Source organism: Aeromicrobium sp. PE09-221, assembly GCF_002174305.1.
Lineage (GTDB): Bacteria > Actinomycetota > Actinomycetes > Propionibacteriales > Nocardioidaceae > Aeromicrobium.
Window position 1 is genome coordinate 75,591 of sequence record NZ_MIJB01000028.1, and the last position, 24,971, is coordinate 100,561.

Here is a 24,971-nt window from a genome sequence, read left to right on the forward strand (position 1 = left end):
CGTCCTCCACGCAGCATGGGCCCATGGCCTCCGATACTCGACTGCGTCGCGGCATCACGCCGTGGCTGTTGTTCGTCTTCATCCTCGGCGACGTGCTCGGTGCCGGTGTCTATGCGCTGATGGGCGAGCTGGCCGCCGATGCCGGCGGCGTCATCTGGCTGCCGATCCTGATCGCCCTGGGGATGGCGCTGCTGACGGCCGCCTCCTATGCGGAGCTCGTCACCAAGTACCCGAAAGCGGGTGGGGCCGCGATCTTCGCGCAGCGCGCATTCGGCAACCGGCTGGTCTCGTTCCTCGTCGGCTACTGCATGCTCGCGGCGGGCGTGGTCAGCGTCGCCGGCCTGGCCGTGGCCTTCGCCGGCGACTATCTGGGCACCTTCGTCTCCGCCCCGGTAGCGGTCGCGGCGCCACTGTTCCTCGTCCTCGTGGCATTGCTCAATGCTCGCGGCATCAAGGAATCGGTGCGCTCCAATATGGCGATGACCGCCGTCGAGTTCAGCGGGCTCGTCCTGATCATCGTGCTCGTGGGTATCGCGGTCGGCCGTGGTGGGGGAGAGGTCTCGCGCGTCACCGAGTTCCCGGAGGGGGACGGCATGGTGGGTGCGGTGCTCGCAGCCGCCATCATCGCCTTCTACAGCTTCGTCGGCTTCGAGACCTCGGCCAATGTCGCCGAGGAGGTACAGGACGTCTCGCGGGTGTACCCCAAGGCCCTCTTCGGCGCCCTCGCGGTGACCGGGGCGGTTTACGTACTGGTCGCCCTCGCCTCGAGCACGATGCTGCCGGCCGAGGACCTGTCCGGTTCCAGCGGGCCGCTGCTGGAGGTGGTGCGGGCGACGGGGATCGGACTCCCGGCGTGGGTCTTCAGCCTGATCGCCCTCGTCGCCGTCGCCAACGGAGCCCTGTTGACGTCGATCATGAGCTCTCGCCTGACCTATGGCATGGCGGAGGAGGGACTCCTTCCCGCCCCCCTGGCGCGGGTGCTGCCGCACCGGCGCACCCCTTGGGTCGCGATCGTGGTGACCACCGCGATGTCGATGATCCTGGCAGCCTTCGGCACTCTGGCGACGCTGGCCGAGACGGTGGTCCTGTTCCTGTTGTTCGTGTTCATCTCGACGAATCTCGCCGTGCTCGTCCTGCGCAACGACTCGGTACCGCACGTCCACTTCCGCGTGCCCCGCGCGATCCCGGTGCTGGCGCTGATCAGCTGCGCGATACTGCTGACCCAGCAGACCTGGCAGGTGTGGCTGCTGGGTCTCGTGCTCGTCCTCGTCGGCGTCTGCGCGTACGCGCTCCAGCGAGCGGTCTCCTCTACCGGCGCTCGATGACGTAGTCGATGCAGCGGGTCAGCGCCGTGACGTCGTCGGGGTCGATGGCGGGGAACATCGCCACACGGAGCTGATTGCGATTCAGCCCGCGATAACCGGCCACGTCGACGATGCCGTTCTCGCGGAGCGCTGTCACGACATCGGACACCGGAATGTCATCGGAGAGGTCGACCGTTCCGACCACGAGCGAGCGCTCCGCCGGCTCGGGAACGAACGGCGTGGTGTGCTCGCCTGCCTCGGCCCAGGCATAGAGTCGGCGGCTCGACTCCCGTGTGCGCGCGACCGCCGCATCGAGGCCGCCCAGGCCGTTCAGCCACTGCACCTGCTGGTCGAGCAGGAACAGTGTGGCGATGGCGGGCGTGTTGTAGGTCTGGTTCTTGCGCGAGTTGTCGATGGCGACCGGCAGGTCGACGAAGCCCGGGATGTGGCGGCCCTCCGCCTTGATCCGCTCGGCCCGCTCGATCGCAGCCGGGCTCATGATCGCGATCCACAGGCCACCGTCGGAGGCGAAGGACTTCTGTGGGGCGAAGTAGTAGACATCGGTCTGCGCGATGTCGACGGGTAGACCCCCGGCCCCCGAGGTCGCGTCGACGACGACGAGCGCCTCCGGGTCGGCGCCATCGGGGCGCAGGACCGGGACCATGACACCGGTCGAGGTCTCATTGTGGGCCCACGCGTAGACATCGACCCCGGGCTGCGCCGTGAGCACCGGATGCGTGTGGGGCTCGGACTCGGCGATCACCGGGTCCTCGAGGAAGGGGGCCCGTGAGACGGCCGTGGCGAATTTGCGGGTGAACTCCCCGTGGACCAGGTGGAGGCTCCGGCGCTCGATGAGACCGAACATCGCCGCATCGAAGAAGGCGTGCGAGCCGCCCACCCCGAGCACCACCTCATATCCCTCGGGGAGGCTGAACAGGGAGCCGAGACCCTCGCGGATCCGGCCGACGAGGTCCTTCACCGGGGCGGCCCGATGCGAGGTCCCGAGCAGGGACGTGCCGGTGGCCGCGAGCGCCGCCAGGGCCTCCTCTCGGACTTTGGAGGGACCGGAGCCGAAGCGTCCGTCGGCGGGCAGGAGTTCGGCGGGAAGGGGCTCTGACATCGGCACCTCTCGGACTCTACCGCCGGTTCGCGGACCGGTCCTCGCACAGGGTGACCGGGACCTCACTGATCGTCGCTCGCGTGTGGTTCCGTACGATGCCGCCATGGCACCCGACTCCACGATCCGCCTGGCCGAGGGCGTGCACCACGACCTCGCCGAGTGGGAGAAGGCCACCGCGGCCGTGCTGCGCAAGAAGGGCATGCTCGCCGAGGAGGCCCCCGACTCCGATGTCTGGGACCTGCTCGCGACGCGCACGCTCGACGGCATCAGCGTCACCCCGCTCGGCACTCCCGCGCTCACCGATGATCTCCCCGACGCCGGTCTGCCCGGCCAGTCGCCGTTCACTCGCGGCGCAACGGCAGCCCGCACCGAGCTCGACGGCTGGGACGTGCGGGGATGGTTCATCGACCCGGACACCGATGCCGAGCAGGTGAGCGCCGAGCTGGAGAACGGTGCCAACTCGCTCTGGCTCACGGTGGGTCCCGAGGGCATCGATGTCGATCGCCTCCCTGCCCTACTGCAGCCGGTGTTCCTCGACCTCGCGCCGGTCGTGCTGGACGCGCCGACTGATCCGCGGGGTGCGGCTGCCGCGCTCCTGGAGGTCGTCGAGGACAAAGCGGTGCAGGCCCACGCCGGTACCAATCTGGGTGCGGACCCGCTGGGCGCCCTCGTGCGAGGACGCGGTGACACCGGACTCGAGGTCGTGATCGATCTGGCCCGGCTGGCCAAGGAACGCGGAGTGCGCGGTGCCCTGGTGGACGCCACCGCGGTCCACGAACTCGGTGCCTCCGATGTGCAGGAGCTCGCCTACGCCCTCTTCGCCGGCGTCACCTATCTGCGTGCTCTCACCGAGGCCGGGTTGAGCGCCAATGAGTCCGCGGAGCAGCTGGAGTTCCGGTTCGCCGCGACCGACGAGCAGTTCGCCACCATCGCCAAGTTCCGGGCCGCCCGGCGGCTGTGGGACCGGGTAGGCCAACTCAGCGAGGTCACCGAGCCGGCCCGCGCCCAGCGCCAGCACGCCGTCACCTCGCGGCCGATGATGTGCCGCTACGACTCCTACACCAATATGCTGCGCACGACCGTCGCCACCTTCGCGGCCGGCGTCGGCGGAGCGGACGCCGTGACCACCCTGCCCTTCGACGAGCCCCTCGGCCTGCCGACACCCTTCAGCCGCCGCATCGCGCGCAACACTTCCGCACTGCTCATCAGCGAGTCCCACGTGGCTGCGGTGACGGATCCCGCGGGCGGCTCCCACGCGGTCGAGAAGCTGACCGATGACATGGCCCGCGCCGCCTGGGAACTGTTCGGCGAGCTCGACGCGACCGAAGGTCCGGAGGCGGCGCTGGAGCTGTTGCGCTCGCGGATCGATGTCACGGTGAGCGAACGCGCGCGGTCGATCGCCCGCCGCAAGCGTCCGATCACCGGGGTCAGCGAGTTCCCCCATCTGACCGAGACGCTGCCCGACCGCGCTCCGTATCCGATCGCCCCGAGCGTCTTCCGATATGCGGGCGAGTACGAGGAGATGCGCGACGAGCCGGCCGAGCAGCCGGTCTTCCTCGCCACGATGGGCCCGATCGCCCAGCACACGGGCCGCGCGAGCTTCGTCATCAATCTGCTGGCCGCCGGCGGCATCCACCACGGCATCGCGGGTGCCACCGATGGCGTCGATGACGTCGTCTCGGCCTATCGCGAGGCCGGACAGCCGGCCGTCGTGTGCCTCGCCGGCACCGACAAGGCCTACGCTGAATGGGGCGCCGAGCTCATCGCTGCCCTGCGTCAGAACGGTGCCCGCCATGTCATCATCGCCGGCAAGAACGAGATCGGCGCTGATGACGCAGCGGCGATGGGCGTCGACGCCCTCGCCTTCCTTCGCCGCACCCGGGAGGTGCTCGCCCGATGACCATCCCCTCCAGCTTCTCCGGTCTGCCGTTCGACCCGGAGCAACCGCCGATGCCCGATGCTGATGCCTATGCCAGGGCCACCGACGGTGCGGAGCCGTGGACCGCGCCCGAGGGCATCGACGTCAAGCGTCTCTACACGCCCGAGGACCTCGCCGGAATCGACGCTCTCGACACGTACCCGGGTCTGACGCCCTTCCTGCGCGGCCCGTACCCGGCGATGTACACGACGCAGCCGTGGACGATCCGCCAGTACGCGGGCTTCTCGACCGCCGAAGAATCCAATGCGTTCTACCGCCGCAACCTCGCGGCCGGTCAGAAGGGCCTGTCGGTCGCCTTCGACCTCGCGACCCATCGGGGCTATGACTCGGACAACCCGCGCGTGGTCGGCGATGTCGGCATGGCGGGCGTCGCGATCGACTCGATCTATGACACGCGCAAGCTCTTCGAGGGCATCCCGCTGGACCAGATGAGCGTCTCGATGACCATGAACGGCGCGGTGCTGCCGGTCATGGCGCTCTACATCGTCGCCGCCGAGGAGCAGGGTGTCGCGCCCGAGCAGCTGGCCGGGACCATCCAGAACGACATTCTCAAAGAGTTCATGGTCCGCAACACCTATATCTACCCGCCGGCGCCGTCGATGCGGATCATCTCCGATATCTTCGCGTACACCGCGGCGAAGATGCCGCGGTTCAACTCGATCTCGATCTCCGGCTACCACATTCAGGAGGCCGGGGCGACCAACGACCTCGAGCTCGCGTACACGCTCGCCGACGGCGTCGAGTACATCCGCGCCGGGCTCGACGTGGGCCTCGACATCGACGCGTTCGCGCCGCGGCTCAGCTTCTTCTGGGCGATCGGCATGAACTTTTACATGGAGATCGCCAAGATGCGAGCGGCTCGCGCGCTGTGGGCCAAGCTCGTCGGCCAGTTCGAGCCGAAGAACGCCAAGAGTCTCAGCCTGCGCACGCACTCGCAGACCTCGGGCTGGAGCCTCACGGCCCAGGATGTCTTCAACAACGTCCAGCGCACCGCGATCGAGGCGATGGCGGCCACGCAAGGGCACACGCAGAGTCTGCACACGAACGCCCTCGACGAGGCGATCGCGCTGCCGACCGACTTCAGCGCCCGCATCGCCCGCAACACCCAGCTGCTCCTGCAGCAGGAGTCCGGCACCACGGACATCATCGATCCCTGGGGCGGCTCGTACTACGTCGAGCGGCTCACCCATGACCTCGCCGCCCGTGCCTGGGCCCACATCGAGGAGGTCGAGGCCGCTGGCGGCATGGCCAAGGCGATCGAGGAGGGCATCCCCAAGATGCGCGTCGAGGAGGCCGCAGCGCGCACGCAGGCCCGGATCGACTCCGGCCAGCAGGCGGTCATCGGCGTCAACACCTACCGTGTGCCCGACGACGAGCCGGTCGAGGTGCTCAAGGTCGACAACAAGTCGGTCCTCCAGCAGCAGCTCGCCAAGCTCGACCGACTGCGCGCCGAGCGCAACGAGGACGACGTGCGCCGCACCCTCGAGGCGCTCACCAACTCGGCCGAGCGGGGAGCGGGCCGCGACGGCTCGCTCGATGGCAATCTGCTGGCCCTCGCGGTCGACGCCGCACGCGCCAAGGCGACCGTCGGCGAGATTAGCGATGCGCTGGAGAAGGTCTACGGGCGCCACCAGGCCGTCATCCGTACCATCTCGGGTGTGTACCGCAGCGAGTCCGGAGGATCGGGTGACGTCCAGCGCGTGCTGGAGGCCACCGACGAGTTCGAGCAGGCCGAGGGTCGCCGTCCGCGGATCCTGGTCGCCAAGATGGGCCAGGACGGCCACGACCGCGGCCAGAAGGTCATCGTCTCGGCCTTCGCCGATATGGGCTTCGATGTCGACGTGGGCCCGCTGTTCTCGACCCCCGAGGAGGTCGCGCAGCAGGCGGTCGACGCGGACGTGCACATCGTCGGCGTCTCGTCGCTGGCGGCCGGGCACCTGACCCTGCTGCCGGCGTTGAAGTCTGCGCTTGCTGATCTCGGGCGTGAGGACATCATGGTCGTCATCGGCGGTGTCATCCCGCCCGATGACGTTCCGGCGCTACGCGAGATGGGGGCGGCCGAGGTATTCCTCCCAGGCACGGTCATCGCCGAGTCGGCGCTGTCGCTGCTGGACAAGCTCCGCACCCAGCCGCAGGACTGAGGCGCCCGGTCGGTCAGGGCGAGGAACGGCGTCCCAGACGCCCGACCGTGTCCGCGAACTTCTGGCGGAGGGCATCGAATCCGGTCAGCGGCTCGGCGGCCACGCGCTTGTTGGTGCCCTCGCGGTTGTCGCCCTTCTCGAGGATCACCAGGTTGTGGAAGCAGTGGATGCCCCTGATCGTCAGGTCGGTGGGTGTCGGACGGTAGTGCCGGTCGAGGTACTCCTCGTGGTTGAGGCCGTCGACGAGGTCCTTGATCAGGGCCATCGTGGTGGTGGGATCGTGGCGGTCGCGGCTGCCTCCCCACGCGGGCCAGTAGGACGTCTGGGTGTCCTCGATCGCGTAGAGGCCATCGAGGGGGAGTCGCTCGAAGAGCAGTGCGAAGGTCTCGCGGATGTGCTCTGGGCGATGGCTGCCATCGTCGATGACGACCTTGATATCGGGGAAGTCGGCGAAGATCCGGTCCAGCACCTCGGGGTCGACCTGGCTGCCTTGGTAGACGTGGATGCGGTCGCCGGCGACGAAGGACTTGTCCTCGATATCGAGGCCGATGATCTGAGCCCGGGGAAAGAAGTCGCGCCACATGCGCAGGGAGGCGCCGCCCTCACCGGTGCGGGCGTAGCCGCCGATGCCGATCTCGAGCAGCGTGAAGGTCTCCTCGCGCAGGTGCTCCAGGAAGCGTTCGTAGTGCGGGGTGTAGCGATGCAGGCCCCATTTGTCCGTGCCGTGGGTCGTGGCCAGCTCGGTCAGGCTCGGCCTCGGTTCGGATGCGCGCATGACGACACCCTAGATGGACCGGCCCAAGCGCGCCGGGAAGTCAGCCGGCATCGGGGCTGGTCATTCTAGGATCGGGGCTGGTCATTCTAGGGGAGGGCGCGTCGGGCGATCGCCTGGACATCGCGGTCGAGGGCGTCGATCTTGGCGTTGATCCGGGTCTCCATCGAACCCATGTCGGACCGCAGACCACCGACCTCGGCGCGGATGACCCTGGTCATCATCGTGCCGAAGAGCGTGAGCGTGCCGAAGAACGTCGCGATGAAGGTGGCGATCAACGTCCAGGTCTGGGCTTCGGTCATGGGGGCTCCTCGGTTCCATTGTGGCTGACCTGACGAACTCTGCCAATGGGACGTCGATCCGGGAAGGCGCTCCGGTCGCCGCCTGTGGACAATGACCCGCCTAGACTCGGGCACGTGGTCGACATCGCTGCTCTTGCCGAAGGTGTCCGCTCCGGTCAACGAGGGGCGGTGGCCCGGGCGATCACCCTGGTCGAGTCGCGGCGTGCCGACCATCGCGCCGCGGCACGCGAGCTGTTGACCGAACTCGCGCCGGAGGCCGGGGGAGCCGTCCGCGTCGGGATCTCCGGCGTGCCGGGCGTGGGCAAGTCCACCTTCATCGAGGCGCTCGGCCGTCACCTGACCGGACGCGATCTCAAGGTCGGGGTGCTGGCGGTCGATCCGTCCAGTGTCCGTACGGGTGGCTCGGTGCTCGGCGACAAGACTCGGATGGCTTCGCTCGCCACGGACCCGAAGGCCTATATTCGTCCATCGCCCAGCGCCGGCACGCTGGGCGGCGTCGCACGGGCGACGAGTCAGGCGATGACGATCCTCGAGGTCGCCGGCTATGACGTGGTCCTGGTCGAGACGGTCGGTGTCGGTCAGTCCGAGATCACCGTGGCGGGGATGGTCGACACCTTCCTCTTCCTCACCATCGCCCGCACCGGGGATCAGCTCCAGGGCATCAAGAAGGGCATCTTGGAGATCGCCGATGTCATCGCGGTCAACAAGGCGGACGGGGAGCGGGCCAAAGAGGCCGAGGCGACCGCCCGTGAGCTCGCAGGCGCACTGCGGCTCGTCTACGCGGGCACGAAGGGGTGGGTGCCGCCGGTGCTCACCTGCTCGGCCCTGGAGATGACCGGTATCGACACCGTCTGGAGCCGCATCATCCGGCACCGCGAGTTCATGGGGCCGAAGGGGCTGGGCGAGAAGCGCGCGCAGCAGCAGCTGGACTTCACGTGGGCCCTCGTCCGCGACGAGATCGACCAGCGCCTGCGCACCGATGAGAATGTCGCGGCCGTCCGCGAGTCCCTGCGCGAGCGGGTGTTGGCGGGGGAGCTGCCCGCCGTCGCCGCGGCCGACGAGATCCTGCGTGCTTACGACAGCCGAGCGTGATGGACTGAGGCATGGACCGCTCATCGCGACCGTGCCTCCTGAGGGCGTCGTTCTGTGCGTTGGCGCTCGGGCTCGTCCTGCTCGGCGGGTGCACCGGATCGGGCACCGACGACACCCCCTCGCCGAGCGAGCAGACCACCGCCTCGTCCGAGCCCACCACGCCGGACCCGCCTCCCGAGGTCGACACGGAGCGCGTCCTGGCCGATATCGGCCATCTCGCCGAGACGATCGGCCCACGGCACGGCACTTCGGAGGCCTATGCGGAGGCTGCCGCCTGGGTGGAGGGGCGGCTGACCGGGCTCGGCTACGAGGTAACGCGTCAGCAGGTCGACGCCCCCGCGGGTATCACCTGGGGCGTCGACGTCCCCGCCGGGGACTCGCCCAATGTCATCGCCACCCGCCCGGGCGCGCCCGCGACCGACCCGCACGTGGTGGTCGGAGCCCATCTCGACACCATTCCCGTCGCGCCGGGTGCTGAGGACAATGCCTCGGGGGTGGCGGTCATGCTCGAGCTGGCGCGCATCGTCGCCGAGTCCGAGGTGCCGGTGCGCTTCGTGGCCTTCGGCGCCGAGGAGCCGCGCGGTCCCGGGGACTCCCTGCATCACTTCGGGTCGCAACAGTACGTGGCGGCACTCGCCGACGACGAGCGCACGGCGATCACGGCGATGGTCGCGCTCGACCGGGTCGGCGTGCCCGGCCCGGAGGTGCCGATCTGCTCAGGCGACTCCCCGAACGGCACCACCGCGGTTCGTGACCAGCTGGCGACCATCGCGACGGCCGGGGGAGTGCCCCATACGGTGTGCGGGGGCAATACGACGAGCGATCACTGGTCCTTCGACAAAGCGGGGATTCCCGCCGCGCGGCTTGGATCCATCCCCTATGCGGGTTATCACTCGCCCCAGGACACCGTGGGTGTGGTGGACCCGGCGCAGACCGGACGGGTGGCGACCATCGCGCGCGGGTGGCTGTTGGAGAACTCAGCGTCACCGTAGGCCCGCGTCATAGGGAGGGCCGCTTGCTTGGCGGGCGAGCTCGAGGATCGACGCCGCCCGCTCACCGTCGACGGGGCGCGGGGTGAAGGCTTCGTCGATGACATAGGGCAGCGGTCGCACATCCAGGACCTGTTCGGCGGTGGCGACGATCTCCACGAGGACGCCTTCCTGGGTCTCCCGCATGAAGTCCATGTCGAACACCAGATTGCCGATCGAGTGCACGACGGTGGCCTCACCGTGCTGCTCCCAGCCCTGTACCCAGTGCGGATGCCCGCCGACCACCACATCCGCGCCGGCATCGGTGAATGCCCGGGCCATCTCATGTTGGCTCTGCTCGGGCACGTTGGTGTACTGCGTGCCCCAGTGCGGCACGACGACGGTCAGGTCCACCTGGCCGGCGAGGTCAGAGATGTCCGCCGCGGCTCGTTCGAGGGCGGCACCGTCGATCCGCGGCCCGGTGCGGGGAGGGGCGTCGATCCGGTTGGTACCGGGCGTGTTCTCCGCCGCAGCTGGCGTCTCGCCGATCGAGTCAGTGGCATAGAAACCCACGCTGATACCGGCGGCGTCGACGATCACCGGCTCACGGGCGGCGGCGAGCCCCTCACCGGCGCCGACGGTAGCGAACCCCGCCTCGCGCAGCAGACGGAAGGTCGTGAGCATGGGCTCCGTCCCGTAGTCGCCGAGGTGGTTGTTGGCGAGCCCGACCACATCGACCCCGGTGGACCGCAGTCCATCCAGCACGCCGGGGTCGGCTCCGAAGGAGTCCGTGCCCTGCTGCGGCGGGCCATCGGTCGAGAGTGTCGACTCGAGGTTGATGAAGGTGGCGTCCGCCGCCGCCAGCAGGTCGCCGACCCCGGCCCACGCCGCGGCCAGATCACCCTGGGCGGCGAGAGCGTCACCGACCCGCCGACCCAGCATCACATCGCCACCGATCATCACGCTGGCGCTCGGTTGCTGGTCTCGCTCGCCATCCGCGGCGATCGGGTAGCCGTCGTCGCGGAGCGGGTCATGACCGTCGATGCGCGCGAGGTCGACGGTCGGCCGCACCCGGTCGGCGGGCACGAGGGCGACTGTGGAGGGATCGCCGACGACCTCGTCGAGCGCGGCATCGGCGGTCTCGGCCCGTTCCCCGCCCACGCCATCGACCTCCGCGTGCAGGAGACGCAGTGGCTGGTCGTCGCCCCCGAGCTCCACCCAGGAGGTCACGTCACCGGCTACGAGGCGCCGCGCAGTCTCTTCATCGAGGTCGACGCTGGGCCGAGCGAGCGAGACCGCGATCGCCAGATCGACCGAGGGCGTCGGCGGCGGTGGAAGGGTCGAGTCGTCATCCTCCGAGAGGCACGCGGTGAGCGAAGCGGCGAGGACGAGGGCGGTGAGGAGCACTGCTGGGGGCCGCGGTCTCATCCATCGAGGCTAAGAGATTCCGCCAGCAGGCACCATCTGCTGCGCGCCACCCCGTGGGCGCTCCGCGGCGTTGGCGTCGCTCGCAAGACGACTCCGGGTATGGCTTCGCTCCGCCGCCTTGCGGAGCATCCCACGGATGCGCCGCTCGCGACGACGCTGCCTACTGGCGCAACCTCTTACGAGCCGCGTCTCGGTATGCGATCACTTCACAGGGGTACTAGTCACAAAGGACTAGACGAGCTACTCTGGTGCACAGAACAGCAGGAAGGCCCGGCCATCTCGGGGGGATGGCCGGGCCTTCGCTGTGTCAGGAGCTGCTCAGGCGGTCGCCCAGGCGGGATTCCAGCCCTCGACCTCGTCGGCGCGACGCTCCGCCGGGCCCGTGTAGACCGACGACGGGCGGATCAGCCGGCCGGTGCGCTTCTGCTCCAGGATGTGCGCACTCCAGCCCGCGGTACGGGCCGAGGTGAACATCGCGGTGAACATATGCGGCGGGATCTGCGCGAAGTCGAGCACGATCGCGGCCCAGAACTCGACATTGGTCTCCAGTACCCGGTCCGGGCGACGCTCGCGTAGCTCGGCCAAAGCGGCCTGTTCGAGGGCCTCGGCCACCTCGGCGCGCGGGGCGTTCAACTCCTTGGCGGTCCGGCGCAGCGTGCGAGCGCGCGGGTCCTCGGCCCGGTAAACGCGGTGGCCGAAGCCCATCAACCGCTCGCCGCCGTCCAGCAGGCGCTTGACGTAGGCGCGGGCATCGCCGGTCTTCTCGACCTCCTCGATCATGCCGAGAACGCGTGACGGGGCGCCGCCGTGCAAAGGGCCGGACATCGCGCCCACGGCTCCCGACAGGGCCGCCGCAGCGTCCGCGCCGGTCGAGGCGATGACGCGGGCGGTGAACGTGGAGGCATTCATGCCGTGCTCGGCGGCCGACACCCAGTACGCGTCGATCGCCTTGGCGTGGTCCGGATTCACCTCACCGCGCCAGCGAGTCAGGAAGCGCTCGGTGATCGTGTCACACTCGTCGATCTGCGCTTGCGGCACCATCGGCTGGCCGACACCGCGCGCGGCCTGAGCGACATAGGAGAGCACCATCACCGCGGTGCGGGCGAGGTCCGCCCGGGCCTGCTCGTCGCTGATGTCGTAGAGCTGTCCCATGCCCCACTGGGGCGCGGTCAGAGCGATCGCGCTCTGGACATCGGCACGGATATCGCCAGAGTGCACGGGGATCGGGAAAGGTTCCGCGGGCGGGAGGCCGGGCTCGTAGGCACCGTCGACGAGGAGTCCCCAGATCTTCTCGAAGGGCACGCGGCCGACGAGGTCATCGATATCGACGCCGCGATACCGAAGCGCCGATCCTTCCTTGTCGGGCTCCGCGATCTCGCTCTCGAACGCGATGACGCCCTCTAGCCCGTGATGCACTTCAGTCATGCCTGCATTGTGCCTTGCCCTCGTTACGGTGTGGGCATGGACTCCGCTGACTTCACCGCGCTGCGGCACGAGTACGAGGCCGCCGGGCTGAGCGAGCAGGATGCCGGCGACGACCCGATCGCCCTGTTCGAGCGGTGGCTCGAGGATGCTATCGGAGCCGGCCTCGACGAGCCGAATGCGATGGTCGTCGCCACCGCGACCCCGGACGGGTCGCCCTCGGTCCGCACGGTGCTGCTCAAGCAACTCGATGAACGAGGGCTGGTGTTCTTCACGAGCTACGCCTCTCGCAAGGGACGGGAGATCGCAGCCAATCCCCGCGCCGCGGTCGTGATGCCCTGGCACCCGCTTCAGCGACAGATCCGTGTCGAGGGACCGGTCGAGCGGGTCGACCCCGCGGACTCCGATGCCTACTTCGCCACCCGGCCACTCGGCAGCCGGATCGCGGCGATCGCCTCACCCCAGTCCGAGCCCGTCTCCGGTCGCGACGAGCTCGACCGCCGCTACGCACAGGTGGAGCGATCCGGGGGAGAAATCGAGCGTCCCGAGTCGTGGGGCGGCTATCGGATCGGCTGGGAGACGGTGGAGTTCTGGCAAGGCCGACGCAACCGATTCCACGACCGTCTGCGGTTCCGTCGCGAGGGCGGTCGCTGGACGAGGGACCGCCTGGCACCCTGAGCCCTGCGTGGCAAGATCGACCGGGTGTCCGCTCGCTCGGTCCTGCCCGACCTCACGCCGCTTCGTGTGTCACCGGCGTACCGCCGACTCTGGACCGGGCAGACGATCTCGGCCTTCGGCCAGCAGATGGCCCTCGTGGCGATCTCCTTCGAGGCGTACCACCTGACCGGCGAGTCCTTCGCCGTCGGGCTGATCGGACTCTTCGGCCTGCTGCCTCTGGTTCTCGGGGGACTCTACGGCGGCACGCTCGTCGACGCCTTCGATCGCCGGAAGGTGGCCCTTGTCTCGGCCCTCGGCCTGTGGGCGTGTTCGCTCGCCCTCGTGGTGCACGTGCTGGCCGGCTGGGAGCGGGTGGAGGTGCTCTACGCGATCGTCGCGGTGCAGTCGGCGATGTTCGCGGTCAACAATCCGGCTCGGGCCGCGATGCTCCCGCGCTTGTTGCCCATGAAGGTCCTGCCCGCCGCCAATGCCCTCGGCATGGCCTCCTTCACGCTGAGCTTCACGGTGGGCTCCCTGCTCGGCGGCAGTCTGATCGCGACCGGCGGGGTCCGGGCTGTCTACATCGTCGACGCGGTGCTGTTCACCGCCGCGATCTACTCGATCGTGAGACTGCCCTCGCTGCCTCCGGGGGAGCGCGCCCCGGTGCCCGGATTCCGTTCGGTACTCGACGGACTCGGATTCCTGCGCCAGGCACCGAACCTGCGGACCTCCTTCGTACTGGACATGTGCGCGATGGTGCTCGCGCAGCCTCGTGCCACTTTCCCGGCGCTGGCCGCGACGGTCTACCTCGCGGGCGGCAAGGGGACAGACGGTGCGTGGGTGCTGGGTCTGCTCCAGGCCGCTCCCGCGATCGGATCCTTCCTGGCCTTCTGCGTCTCAGGATGGATCAGCCGGGTGCATCGGCATGGCATCGCCATCGTCGTCGCGGTCCTGGCCTATGGAATCGCCGTGGCACTCGCTGGCATGTCCGCCATCGGTCTACCGGGTGCGCTGTGGCTCGGCGTCACCCTGCTCGCGCTCTCCGGTTCGGCCGACATGATCAGCTCCGCCTATCGGTCGACGATGCTGCAGACGGCGGCGCCCGATGAGATGCGCGGACGGATGCAGGGCGTGTTCACGGTCGTCGTCGCTGGCGGTCCGCGGCTCGGCGACTTCCTGATGGGCTCGCTCGCGAGTGTCTTCGGGGAGGGGCAGGCGATGATGATCGGCGGCGTGCTGTGCGTGGCGGGCGTGGGACTCGCAGTGGTCAGTGCCCGTCGATTCCTCGCCTACGACGCCCGGCACCCGATGCCGTGATGGGTGCTGCATTCGCTCGATTTTGTGAACGCCTTCACCAACTCGTAGACTGTCGAGGCGCCTTCTGACCGGCCTTCCACTGGTCGCATCGAGTCGATCGGCGCAGGAGTACCGTGACCATTCTTCCGCGTAGATCCCGGCTGACGGGTGCCTCGAGCAGCGACCGAGGCCTCCCCAACGCTACCGTCGCCCGGTTACCGCTGTACCTGCGGGCATTGACCCAGCTGCGATCCCAGGGTTCACAGACCTGTTCGTCCGATCAGCTCGCCGAGTCCACCGGCGTCTCCTCGGCGAATGTCCGCAAGGACCTCTCGCATCTGGGATCGCACGGCACGCGCGGGGTCGGCTACGACGTCGACCACCTGCGCGCCGAGATCGCCCAGGCCATCGGCCAGACCCAGGACTGGAATGTCGTCCTTGTCGGTGCCGGCAACCTGGGTACCGCCCTCGCGGCCTACCCTGGCTTCACCTCGCGCGGCAGCCGCATCGTCGCGGTGGTCGACGCCGACCCGGCACGGGTCGGCGAGCAGGTCGGGGATCTGGCCATCGAGTCGATCGATCACCTCGAGACGATCATCACCGAGCGTGCGGTGTCGATCGCCATCGTCGCCACGCCGGGACAGGCCGCCCAGACCGTCGCCGACCAGCTCGTCGGTGCCGGTGTCACCAGCATCCTCAATCTCGCCCCCGTGGCCTTGCGGGTTCCCGAGGGCGTCGACGTCCGCCAGGTCGACGTCGCCGCCGAACTGCAGATCCTCGCTTATCACGAACAGCGCAAGGGTCACCCGCGCGAGGAAGCGGAGGTATCCCGATGAGCGTGTTGGTCGTGGGGATGTCCCACAAGTCGGCGCCGGTGGACCTGTTGGAGCGGGTCGCCCTCGACACCGACTCCTCTGTCAAGCTGTCGCATCGCGTGCTCGAGAACGACTACGTGAGCGAGTCCGCGATCATCTCGACCTGCAACCGGGTCGAGGTCTACGTCGAGGCCGAGCGCTTCCACGGTGCCGTCGACGAGGTCTCGCGGCTGCTGGCCGAGCACTCGGGGCTGACCCGCGAGGAACTGGTCCGCCACGTCTACGTGCACTACGACGAGGCCGCCGTGGCGCACCTCTTCGGGGTGGCGTCCGGTATGGACTCGATGATCCTCGGTGAGAGCCAGATCCTCGGTCAGGTGCGCGACGCCCTCTCGTGCGGGCAGGCCGAGTCCACGGTCGGCTCCGCCCTCAACACGCTCTTCCAGCAGGCCCTGCGCATCGGCAAGCGAGGTCATGCCGAGACCGGTATCGACCGGCTCGCCCCCTCGATCGTCACGGCCGGTTTCGATGCGGCAGGCGATATCGTCACGGCGCCCTCCTCGCGGATCCTCGTCGCGGGTGCCGGCACGATGGCCAGCCTCGCGGTACGCACGCTCGTCGAGCGGGGTGTGGAGCCGCAGCGCATCTGGGTCGCCAACCGCACCTTCCAGCGGGCCTTCGAGCTCGTGGCCGCCTACGGTGTCAGCGCGGTGCGCTGGGAGGCGCTCGATGTCGAGCTCTCCGCCGCCGATGTGCTCATCACCTGCACCGGAGCCGCCGGGACGGTCTTCGGCCGCGACCGCATCGCCGCCGCGGCCGAAGACCGCCCGATGAGCGTCATCGACCTCGCCTTGCCGCGCGATGTCGCGAGTGACGTGCGTTCGCTGCCCACGGTCGAGGTCGTCGACCTGGAGGTCCTCGCCAACCACGCGGCCAATGCCGAGCTCGCCGACGACGTCCGCCAGGTGCAGGGCATCGTCGCCGATGAGGTCCGCAGCTTCCTGGCCGCCAAGAACGCCTCCAAGGTGACGCCTACGGTCGTCGCCCTCCGGAGCATGGCCACGGAGGTCGTCGCGGCCGAGACCGAGCGCGTGCTGGCGAGACTCGGGGAGGATGTCGACGACGACACCCGCCGCGAGGTCGGCCAGGCGCTGCGCCGGGTCGCCGAGAAGCTCATCCACGCCCCGACCGTGCGCGTCAAGGAGCTGGTCGACGGACCCGAAGGCCTCACCTATGCCGATGCGCTCGCCGACCTCTTCGCGCTCGACCAGACCACCGTCCGAGCGGTGACTGCGGTGGGAGGTGAGTCCTCATGACCACCCTGCGTCTGGGCACCCGCGGCAGTCACCTGGCCGTGACCCAGTCCTCGCACATCGCCGATCGGCTGCGCGCCGAGACCGGCGCAGAGGTCGAGCTGGTGACGATCAGCACGCTGGGCGACCGCTCCAGCGCCCCGCTCAGCGCCTTCGGCGGCCAGGGCGTCTTCGTCGCCGCCGTGCGCGATGCGCTGGCCTCCGGCGAGGTCGATCTCGCGGTGCACTCGCTCAAGGACATCCCGACCTACGCCGATCCCCGCCTCACGCTCGCGGCGATCCCGCTGCGGGAGGACCCGCGCGACGCCCTCGTGGCCCGCGACGGGCTGACCCTCGCCGAACTCCCGGCCGGATCGCTCGTGGGCACCGGGTCACCGCGCCGGGTGAGCCAGCTCAATGCCCTGGGACTCGGGCTGCAGACCACCGGCCTGCGCGGCAATGTCGACACCCGTATCGGCAAGGTGACATCGGGGGAGCTCGCCGGCGTGGTGCTCGCCCGGGCCGGGCTCGCACGCCTCGGCCGCACCGACGAGATCACCGAGTCCCTCGACCCGATCCAGATGCTTCCGGCTCCCGGACAAGGCGCGCTCGCCTGTGAGTGCCGTGCCGACGATGCCGACACCCATCGCCTTCTCAGCGTTCTCGACGACCCGGGCACCCGGGCCGCCGTCGCCGCTGAGCGCAGCCTCCTCGCCACCTTGGAGGCAGGCTGCAGCGCTCCGGTCGGAGCGCTCGCCGAGATCGTCAACGAAGGTGAGGAGCTGTGGCTCCGCGCTGTCGTCGGCGATATCTCGGGATCCCCATCCATCCGCCTGTCCGCCAGCGGGCCTCCCTCCGAGGCCGTGGCGATCGGCGAACGTCTCGCTGCCGAGATGCTCGCCCAGGGCGCCGACCGACTGGTCCAGGCCAGTACCCCAGCCCCATGACCGCCCGGCAGACCACGACTCCACAGTCAAGAAAAGGGAAGACCTTGACCACCACCACCGCCATGGAAGCGCCCGTGACGCCCGTATCGACCACCCCGGCCCTCGGACAGGTCAGCTTCGTCGGAGCCGGACCGGGTGATGCCAGCCTCCTGACGGTGCGGGCCACCGAGCTGCTCGCGACGGCCGATGTCGTCATCACCGAGACGCCCGAGCAGGCCCTGCTCGTCACCACCGACGCCGAGATCATCGACGCGGGCCGCGACAACGACGGCAATGAGCTGACCGCCGCGGCGCGCTCGAAGCTCGTCGTCAAGCACGCCAAGGCTGGCAAGCACGTCGTCCGGCTGATGGTGGGTGACCCGTTCACCTACGCCACCGGTCCGGAGGAGGCGCTCGCCTGCCACAAGGCCGGAATCGGCTTCGAGATCGTGCCGGGGGTCTCCTCGGTCTCGGCCGTTCCCGCCTACGCGGGCGTGCCGCTGACCAGCAAGCAGCACCGCGAGTACACCGTGGTGAGCGTCGGCGACGCGACCATCGACTGGAGTGAGCACGCCGAGGACGACACCCTGGTGCTGTTGTCGGCCGTGGCGCGGATCGGCGAGGTCGCCAAGGCGCTCATCGCCGCCGGGCGCCCCGAGACCACACCCGTGGCGATGACCCGCGTCGGCACCACCACCGAGCAGACCACCGTGGTGTCCACGCTCAAGACGATCGCGGCCGATGCCAAGGCCGCCAAGATGACCTCACCGGCGATCACCGTCGTGGGCGATATCGTCGGCATGCGCGAGGCGCTCTCTTGGTTCGAGACCAAGCCGCTGTACGGCTGGCGCATCCTGGTCCCGCGCACCAAGGAGCAGTCCGCGGGACTGGCCCAGCGGCTCCGCGGATTCGGCGCGGTCTCCGAGGAGGTCCCGACGATCTCGGTCGAGCCGCCGCGCAACCCCCAGCAAATGGACAAGGCCGTGCGCGGCCTCGTCGAGGGGCGTTACGAGTGGATCGCGTTCACCAGCGTCAACGCGGTGAAGGCGGTGCGCGAGAAGTTCGACGAGTACGGACTCGATGCCCGCGCCTTCTCCGGACTCAAGATCGCCGCGGTGGGGGAGAAGACCGCCGAGGCCATCGCGCAGTGGGGCATCCGTGCCGATCTCATCCCGAGTGGCGAGCAGTCGGCGCGGGGCCTGCTCGAGGACTGGCCGCCTTATGACGATCTCCTCGATCCGATCAACCGGGTCTTCCTGCCGCGGGCCGATATCGCGACCGAGACCCTGGTCGCCGGTCTCATCGACCTCGGCTGGGAGGTCGATGATGTCACGGCCTACCGCACCGTCCGGGCGGCCCCGCCGCCGGCACCCACCCGAGAGGCGATCAAGTCGGGCAAGTTCGATGCCGTGATGTTCACGTCGAGCTCGACCGTTCGCAATCTCGTCGGGATCGCCGGCAAGCCGCATCAGTCGACGATCATCGCCTGTATCGGCCCGGCCACCGCCAAGACGGCCGAGGAGCACGGTCTGCGAGTCGACGTCCTCGCTGAGAAGCCCTCGGTCGAGGTATTGGCCGATGCCCTCGCCGAGTTCGGTGCCCAGCGACGCGACGCCTTCATCGAGGCCGGTGAGCCGGTGACCAAGCCGTCGCAGCGCACCAAGCGACGCAAGAGCTGATGTTCCCCACGGATCGACCGCGCCGGCTGCGCAGCTCGGCGGCGGTGCGGGCGCTCGTGCGCGAGACCCGGGTCGACGCATCGCAGCTGGTGCTGCCGATGTTCGTCGCCGAAGGGCTCGACGCGCCGCGCCCCATCGCCAGCATGCCCGGCGTCGTGCAGCACACGCGCGACTCCGCCAAGGCCGCCTATGCGGAGGCCGCGGAGCTCGGCCTCGGCGGTGTCATGCTGTTCGGGGTCCCCGAGCACAAGGACGCCGTCGGCTCGGGTGCGGTCGATCCGGGAGGGATCCTCAACCTCGCCATCGCCGATGCGCGTGCGGAGGTCGGCGATGCGACTCTCGTGATGGCCGATCTGTGCCTGGACGAGTTCACCGACCACGGCCACTGCGGTGTGCTGGACGCGCGGGGGCGCGTCGACAATGACGCCACGCTCGAGATCTACGCACGGATGGGTGTCGTGCAGGCTGAGGCGGGCGCGCACGTCGTGGGTCCCAGCGGAATGATGGACGGACAGGTCGCGGCGATCCGCGAGGCGCTCGATACTGCCGGACAGGTGGACACCGTCATCCTCGCCTACGCGGCGAAGTACGCCTCGGCCTTCTATGGGCCGTTCCGCGAAGCGGTCGACTCCTCGCTACAGGGCGATCGACGCACCTATCAGCAGGATCCGGCCAATGCCCGTGAGGCGGTGCGTGAAGCGCTGCTCGATCTCGCCGAGGGTGCCGACATCGTCATGGTCAAGCCCGCGCTGTCCTATCTCGACCTGATCGCCGACGTGCGTCGCGAGGCCGATGTGCCGGTCGCGGCCTACAACGTCTCGGGCGAGTACTCGATGGTCGAGGCGGCCGCCGCCCAAGGCTGGATCGACCGGGAGCGCGCCATCGACGAGTCGGTGCTCTCGATCCGGCGTGCCGGGGCGGACATCGTCCTCACCTACTGGGCCGCCGAGATCGCCCGCCGCCTGCGCGGCTGAGCGAGTCGCGCACGCGACGGCGAGATCGACCTAGGGCCAGCGGATCAGTAGGGTTCGTAACCGCGGCTGGTCATGCACTGCTGGTAGCGCCCCTCGTTGCCCCGAGGATCGGTCAGGCGCACGCTTCTGGCACGGCAGTCGGTCGAATTGAGTACCCAGTCGACACCCCCGGCGAGCTTGGAGATCAGCCGGGTGACGGGCTTGACGACATCCTTGACCACCGGAACGCCGTCGACCGTGTTGTCGATGCCATTCGTGATCGGATCGGTGACATCGGTGACGGGGCCACGTGGCCCCGCGCCGCCACCGCCGCCTCCACCGGGGGCCGGAGTGGTCTCGGGCAGGGTCTCGAACCGCGGTGGTTCGCCACCGCTGCCTCCTCCGGTGCCACCGCCACCGGCGCCACCACCGCCGCCGGACTGTCGCTGCTCCTGTTCGACGCGCTTCTGCTCCTCGGCCTGGCGGGCCCGCTCGGTCGCCTGCTGGCGCTCGGCCGGGGTCATCGTCTGGTCGCGTTCGAAGCTGGTCAGGACCGAGGACTTGGAGCTGCCCGTGGGCACGGTGGAGAAATTGCCCTTGCTGTACGCATCGGAGATCTTGAGGACGAGGTCGACGTACTCATCGGAGTTGTTGTACCGCTTGACGGCCGCCTTGAGGTCGTCGCGGGCGGAGAGGTCGCCGTCCCCTGCGCAGAGGTAGATCGCCGAAGCGGTCGCCGCGTCGTGGATGTTCTGCGGGTTCTTCGCGCCGTCCTGGTCGGCATCGATGCCGACCGCGTCCCAGGTGGTGGGGATGAACTGCATCGGTCCGACCGCGCGGTCGAACTCGGTGTCCTTGTCGAGCTTGCCGCCATCGGTGTCGCGGATCAGCGCCGTGCCGTTCTTGCCGTTGAGCGCGATGCCGTAGATGCCCGGCTGCGCATGGCCCTCGGAGTCGAGATCGTTGCCGTTAACACGGCCGTGGTCGGACTCGACCCGGCCGATCGCGGCGACGAGGTGCCACGGGAGATTGCAAGAGGCGTCCGCCTGCTCGAGCAGGCCGGCGGCGCGCCGGTAGGCGTTCGCGGCCACCTGCGGGATGCCATCGGAGGCGAGGGATTCCAAGGTGCCCTCCGCGCCGGCCTTGGGGTCGATACCGGCGGGAGCCTTCTCGACACTGGCCGGCGACTCGAACGGGGTGTCGGGCACCTCCGGGATCGCGCCGTACTCACTGTCGGCGGTCGCCAGGCCGGGGCCGGTGACCGCGACCGCCGTCGCTCCGACCAGCAGACCAGCGGGAACGACGGCTGCGATGCGCTGCCAGCGCGGCAGCGTGCGCCATGAACTACTCACCAGGACTCCCTCCCCGGATGTATGAGACCCGTCTCACACGGTAACCCGAAGTTGCGTGACACTCCACTCAACGAGAAGAGGGACGCCAGGTTACGGCTCGGTGTGGCTCGCGTCACGGGTGCCCGGCCCCGGGATTCCGCGCTTGTGCCAATTGGCACAATGGCAGCGTGGCCACCGACCGTTCCGCCGAACTGTTCCAGCGCGCCCGGCGTGTCTCCCCGGGTGGCGTGAACTCGCCGGTCCGCGCCTTCAAGGCCGTCGGCGGCACCCCCCGATTCATGACCTCCGGCGAGGGTGCCTGGCTGACCGATGCCGACGGCAACCGTTATGTCGACTTCGTCGGCTCGTGGGGGCCGATGCTGCTGGGCCACGCGCATCCTCAGGTCGTCTCGGCGGTACAGGAGGCTGTCGCGCGGGGCACCTCGTTCGGCACACCCGCTGAGCCCGAGGTCGCCCTCGCCGAGGAGATCGTCGAGCGGACCAGCGTCGAGTCCGTCCGCCTCGTGACCTCGGGCACCGAGGCCACCATGTCGGCGCTCCGTCTCGCCCGCGGCGTCACCGGACGAGACCGCGTCGTCAAGTTCGCCGGCTGCTATCACGGACACGTCGACTCGCTGCTGGCCGAGGCCGGGTCGGGAGTCGTCACGCTCGGCATCCCCGGAACCCCCGGCGTTCCGGCACATGTCACCGCCGACACCATCGTGCTGCCGTACAACGATGTCGACGCCGTCGAGGCGGCCTTCGCCGAGTTCGGCGGGGAGATCGCCTGCGTCATCACCGAGGCCGCACCCGGAAACATGGGCCTCGTGCCGCCGGCGCCCGGCTTCAATGCGGCGCTCGCCCGCATCGCTTCCGAGCACGGCGCCCTGTTCATCAGCGACGAGGTCATGACGGGCTTCCGGGCCGCGCGCTCCGGTCACTGGGAGCTCGACGGCCAGCGCGAGGGATGGGCACCCGATCTCGTCACCTTCGGCAAGGTCATGGGCGGTGGCTTCCCGTCCGCGGCCTTCGGCGGTCGTCGCGACCTGATGGAGCATCTCGCGCCCGCCGGCCCGGTCTACCAGGCCGGCACGCTGGCCGGCAATCCGGTTGCCACCACCGCGGGACTGACGACGCTGAGGCTCGCCACGCCCGACTTGTACACCGATCTCCTGGCCACGTCGTTGCGCGTCCGTGATCTCGTCGGGGAGGCCCTCCTCGGTGCCGGGGTGCCGCACGTCATCCAGGCGGCGGGAACCATGTTCAGCGTGATGTGGGGCGTCACCGACCCGGTGACCGACTTCGCCGGTGCTCAGCGCCAGGACACCGCGGCCTTCGCCGCCTTCTTCTCCAGCATGCTCGAACAGGGCGTCTACCTGCCGCCCAGCGCCTTCGAGACCTGGTTCGTCTCAGCGGCTCACGACGATGCCGCCCTGACTACACTGTCCGAGGCGTTGCCGGCGGCTGCCCACGCCGCGGCCCGCGCGCTCGACGACCGCCCGTGACCGCGAAACGAGGACGACCCCGATCATGACCACGAGGACCACCGTTCACCTGATGCGCCACGGCGAGGTGCACAATCCCGCCGGTGTCCTGTACGGCCGGCTCGCCGGCTACAACCTCTCCGAGCTCGGCCACGAGATGGCCGCGACGGTCGCCGAGTCGCTGAAGGAGCGTGACATCACCTATCTGGTCGCCTCCCCGCTCGAGCGGGCACAGCAGACCGTCCAGCCGATCGCGGAGATCCTGGACCTGCCGATCCACGACGACGAGCGCGTCATCGAGGCCTCCAACAAGTTCGAGGGCAAGACCTTCGGTGTGGGAGCCGGTGCGCTGAAGCGTCCCGGCAACTGGCTGCTCGTATGGAACCCGTTCCGGCCCTCCTGGGGCGAGCCCTACAAGCAGATCGCCAAGCGCATGGAGCTGGCCATCGATGATGCCCGCGACGCCGCCCGCGGACACGAGGCCGTCATCGTCGCGCACCAGCTGCCGATCTGGATCGCCCGCCGCGCCTACGAGCGGGCACGCTTCGCGCACGATCCGCGCAAGCGCCAGTGCTCGCTCGCGAGCCTGACCTCGCTGACCTTCGAGGACGACCGCTTCGTATCGCTGCACTACAGCGAGCCCGCCGGCCATCTCCTGCCGGACGTGCTCAAGGGCAAGTTCGTGGGCGGCGCCTGATGCATCGCCGCGCCCTAGCCGGTCTCTGGGCTGCCGTGCTGCTCTTCCTCACCGCGTGCAGCGGCGTCGAGGAGGGCGGCGAAGGCGGCTACATCAGTGGTGACGGCACCGTCACCACCATCGACCCCGGCGACCGTCAGCCGGCACCCGCATTGAGCGGCCTCGATCTCGAGGGTGAGGAGCTCTCCACCGAGGACTTCGCCGGGCAGACCATCGTCGTCAACCTCTGGGGCTCCTGGTGTCCTCCGTGCCGCAAGGAGATGCCGATCCTCAAGGAGGTCTCCGAGAGCTATGAGGACTCCAGCGTGCAGTTCCTCGGCCTGCTGACCCAGGACAAGCCCGCCTCGGCGCGCGCCTTCAACGACAAGATCGGCATCACCTATCCGAGCATCGTCGACGACGGTGGTGAGAACCAGCTCGCCTTCGCCGACTCGCTGCCCTCGCAGGCGATCCCGACCACCTGGATCATCGACTCCGAGGGGCGGGTCGCGGTACGCATCCTCGATCCCGAGCTCGGCGCGGGCACGCTGACCGATCTCATCGAGTACGTACGGAAGAGCACGCAGTGACCGACTGGTTCGGTGATGCCGTGCTCTCCGGATCGCTGATCGTGGCGATCCCCGTGGCAGCCCTCGCCGGACTGGTCTCCTTCTTCTCGCCGTGCGTCCTTCCCCTGTTGCCGGGTTATCTCTCCTATGTCTCAGGCGTGGGGGTGCAGGACCTGCGCACCAGCAAGCGCTGGCGCCTTGCCCTCGGGTCGGCCCTCTTCGTGCTCGGCTTCACGGCCGTGTTCGTCGCTGGGGGCGCGCTGTTCGGTGCGGCCGGTCAACGGCTGCGACCCTATGGCGACACGCTGACGATCGTGGCGGGCGCGGTGCTCATCGTGCTCGGCCTGGTCTTCGTGGGACTCATCCCGGGTCTGCAGCGCCAGTGGCGGATGCGCCAGGCGCCCAAGATCGGGCTGCTGGCCGCACCGCTGCTCGGCGTCGTGTTCGGCATCGGGTGGACGCCGTGCCTCGGGCCGACCCTCTCGGCTGTGCTCATCCTCGCGGGGAATGAAGGGACGGCGTCCCGCGGGGCGTTGCTGACCCTCGTCTACGGCCTCGGCCTCGGCCTGCCGTTCATCGTGGCCGCTCTGTTCTTCGCCCGCTTCATGGGAGCGCTCGATGCGGTGAAAAGGCACCAGCGGGCGGTCTCGATCACCGGAGGAGTGTTGTTGATCGTCACCGGTCTGCTCATGGTCAGCGGTCTGTGGACCGAGTTGGTCTTCCACCTGCAGCAGTGGGCCGCGGACTTCGAGGTGGTCGTATGAGCGAGCGTAGCGAGCGAACGAAGGGGTATCTCATGCCGGGA

General features: G+C 69.2%; 22 protein-coding genes. 16 read left to right on the top strand and 6 right to left on the bottom strand.

The window, feature by feature from the left end; translation table 11 throughout:
- Positions 1-23 precede the first annotated feature (23 nt).
- Entirely contained in the window at positions 24-1,325 is a 1,302-nt protein-coding gene (locus tag BHE97_RS15600; protein WP_087624954.1) for an APC family permease, read from the top strand.
- On the opposite strand, the gene serC is transcribed toward BHE97_RS15600, so the two are convergent.
- Positions 1,309-2,424 (bottom strand): phosphoserine transaminase, encoded by a 1,116-nt coding sequence (gene serC, locus BHE97_RS15605; protein WP_087624955.1) that lies wholly within the window; start codon positions 2,422-2,424, stop codon positions 1,309-1,311. The genes BHE97_RS15600 and serC overlap by 17 nt on opposite strands.
- A 103-nt stretch (positions 2,425-2,527) precedes the next feature.
- Between serC and BHE97_RS15610 the strand changes: the two genes are divergently transcribed.
- Together BHE97_RS15610 and scpA are read left to right on the top strand one after the other, a co-directional pair.
- Positions 2,528-4,324 carry a methylmalonyl-CoA mutase subunit beta gene (locus BHE97_RS15610; protein WP_087624956.1) on the top strand — a complete coding sequence of 599 codons (1,797 nt, stop codon included), beginning with the start codon at positions 2,528-2,530 and terminating at the stop codon, positions 4,322-4,324.
- 50 nt (positions 4,325-4,374) lie between these two features.
- Complete coding sequence (gene scpA, locus BHE97_RS15615; RefSeq protein ID WP_236757735.1) at positions 4,375-6,504, top strand: methylmalonyl-CoA mutase; 2,130 nt, start codon at positions 4,375-4,377, stop codon at positions 6,502-6,504.
- Between the two features lie 13 nt (positions 6,505-6,517).
- On the opposite strand, the gene BHE97_RS15620 is transcribed toward scpA, so the two are convergent.
- Positions 6,518-7,279, bottom strand: coding sequence for a hypothetical protein (locus tag BHE97_RS15620; RefSeq protein ID WP_087624958.1), 762 nt, complete (start codon positions 7,277-7,279; stop codon positions 6,518-6,520).
- Positions 7,280-7,365: 86 nt separating this feature from the next.
- Positions 7,366-7,578: a hypothetical protein gene (locus tag BHE97_RS15625; RefSeq protein ID WP_087624959.1), complete on the bottom strand. Its 213-nt coding sequence runs from the start codon at positions 7,576-7,578 to the stop codon at positions 7,366-7,368.
- 114 nt (positions 7,579-7,692) lie between these two features.
- Here BHE97_RS15625 and meaB point away from each other — a divergent pair, with 114 nt between their 5' ends.
- Together meaB and BHE97_RS15635 are read left to right on the top strand one after the other, a co-directional pair.
- On the top strand, positions 7,693-8,670 hold the full coding sequence (meaB, locus tag BHE97_RS15630) for a methylmalonyl Co-A mutase-associated GTPase MeaB (protein WP_236757731.1): 978 nt from the start codon (positions 7,693-7,695) through the stop codon (positions 8,668-8,670).
- 11 nt (positions 8,671-8,681) lie between these two features.
- On the top strand, positions 8,682-9,662 hold the full coding sequence (locus BHE97_RS15635; RefSeq protein ID WP_087624961.1) for a M28 family peptidase: 981 nt from the start codon (positions 8,682-8,684) through the stop codon (positions 9,660-9,662).
- On the opposite strand, the gene BHE97_RS15640 is transcribed toward BHE97_RS15635, so the two are convergent.
- Positions 9,654-11,066 carry a CapA family protein gene (locus tag BHE97_RS15640; RefSeq protein WP_087624962.1) on the bottom strand — a complete coding sequence of 471 codons (1,413 nt, stop codon included), beginning with the start codon at positions 11,064-11,066 and terminating at the stop codon, positions 9,654-9,656. The two genes, BHE97_RS15635 and BHE97_RS15640, sit on opposite strands and share 9 nt — an antisense overlap.
- Positions 11,067-11,384: 318 nt before the next feature.
- Positions 11,385-12,491: a citrate synthase 2 gene (locus BHE97_RS15645; RefSeq protein WP_087624963.1), complete on the bottom strand. Its 1,107-nt coding sequence runs from the start codon at positions 12,489-12,491 to the stop codon at positions 11,385-11,387.
- A 36-nt stretch (positions 12,492-12,527) separates the two neighbouring features.
- On the opposite strand from BHE97_RS15645, the gene pdxH reads away from it, so the two are divergent.
- The 7 genes from pdxH to hemB all read left to right on the top strand — a co-directional run bounded on the left by pdxH (position 12,528) and on the right by hemB (position 20,127).
- Positions 12,528-13,166: a pyridoxamine 5'-phosphate oxidase gene (gene pdxH, locus BHE97_RS15650; protein ID WP_087624964.1), complete on the top strand. Its 639-nt coding sequence runs from the start codon at positions 12,528-12,530 to the stop codon at positions 13,164-13,166.
- Between the two features lie 24 nt (positions 13,167-13,190).
- Positions 13,191-14,462 carry an MFS transporter gene (locus tag BHE97_RS15655; RefSeq protein WP_201791474.1) on the top strand — a complete coding sequence of 424 codons (1,272 nt, stop codon included), beginning with the start codon at positions 13,191-13,193 and terminating at the stop codon, positions 14,460-14,462.
- Positions 14,463-14,575: 113 nt separating this feature from the next.
- Positions 14,576-15,277 (top strand): redox-sensing transcriptional repressor Rex, encoded by a 702-nt coding sequence (locus BHE97_RS15660; protein ID WP_343286122.1) that lies wholly within the window; start codon positions 14,576-14,578, stop codon positions 15,275-15,277.
- The gene (locus BHE97_RS15665) at positions 15,274-16,572 is read left to right on the top strand and encodes a glutamyl-tRNA reductase (RefSeq protein WP_087624966.1); all 1,299 of its coding nucleotides are present in this window, start codon (positions 15,274-15,276) and stop codon (positions 16,570-16,572) included. The genes BHE97_RS15660 and BHE97_RS15665 overlap by 4 nt, the downstream gene beginning before the upstream one ends.
- Positions 16,569-17,495, top strand: coding sequence for a hydroxymethylbilane synthase (hemC, locus tag BHE97_RS15670; protein WP_087624967.1), 927 nt, complete (start codon positions 16,569-16,571; stop codon positions 17,493-17,495). The genes BHE97_RS15665 and hemC overlap by 4 nt, the downstream gene beginning before the upstream one ends.
- 62 nt (positions 17,496-17,557) lie before the next feature.
- On the top strand, positions 17,558-19,153 hold the full coding sequence (locus tag BHE97_RS15675) for a bifunctional uroporphyrinogen-III C-methylase/synthase (RefSeq protein ID WP_087624968.1): 1,596 nt from the start codon (positions 17,558-17,560) through the stop codon (positions 19,151-19,153).
- On the top strand, positions 19,153-20,127 hold the full coding sequence (gene hemB / locus BHE97_RS15680; protein WP_087624969.1) for a porphobilinogen synthase: 975 nt from the start codon (positions 19,153-19,155) through the stop codon (positions 20,125-20,127). Before BHE97_RS15675 ends, hemB begins: the two co-directional genes overlap by 1 nt.
- A 44-nt stretch (positions 20,128-20,171) precedes the next feature.
- Here hemB and BHE97_RS15685 read toward each other — a convergent pair whose 3' ends face one another.
- Positions 20,172-21,458 carry a lytic transglycosylase domain-containing protein gene (locus tag BHE97_RS15685; protein WP_087624970.1) on the bottom strand — a complete coding sequence of 429 codons (1,287 nt, stop codon included), beginning with the start codon at positions 21,456-21,458 and terminating at the stop codon, positions 20,172-20,174.
- Between the two features lie 167 nt (positions 21,459-21,625).
- On the opposite strand from BHE97_RS15685, the gene hemL reads away from it, so the two are divergent.
- Genes hemL through BHE97_RS15705 form a run of 4 tightly spaced genes read left to right on the top strand, consistent with a single transcriptional unit; the run spans position 21,626 to position 24,930 of the window.
- Positions 21,626-22,942 (top strand): glutamate-1-semialdehyde 2,1-aminomutase, encoded by a 1,317-nt coding sequence (gene hemL / locus BHE97_RS15690; protein ID WP_087624971.1) that lies wholly within the window; start codon positions 21,626-21,628, stop codon positions 22,940-22,942.
- A gap of 25 nt (positions 22,943-22,967) precedes the next feature.
- The gene (locus tag BHE97_RS15695) at positions 22,968-23,618 is read left to right on the top strand and encodes a histidine phosphatase family protein (RefSeq protein ID WP_087624972.1); all 651 of its coding nucleotides are present in this window, start codon (positions 22,968-22,970) and stop codon (positions 23,616-23,618) included.
- Positions 23,618-24,187, top strand: coding sequence for a TlpA disulfide reductase family protein (locus BHE97_RS15700; protein WP_087624973.1), 570 nt, complete (start codon positions 23,618-23,620; stop codon positions 24,185-24,187). The genes BHE97_RS15695 and BHE97_RS15700 overlap by 1 nt, the downstream gene beginning before the upstream one ends.
- Positions 24,184-24,930, top strand: a complete 747-nt coding sequence (locus tag BHE97_RS15705; RefSeq protein ID WP_087624974.1) for a cytochrome c biogenesis protein CcdA — start codon at positions 24,184-24,186, stop codon at positions 24,928-24,930. Before BHE97_RS15700 ends, BHE97_RS15705 begins: the two co-directional genes overlap by 4 nt.
- The last annotated feature ends 41 nt before the right edge of the window (positions 24,931-24,971 follow it).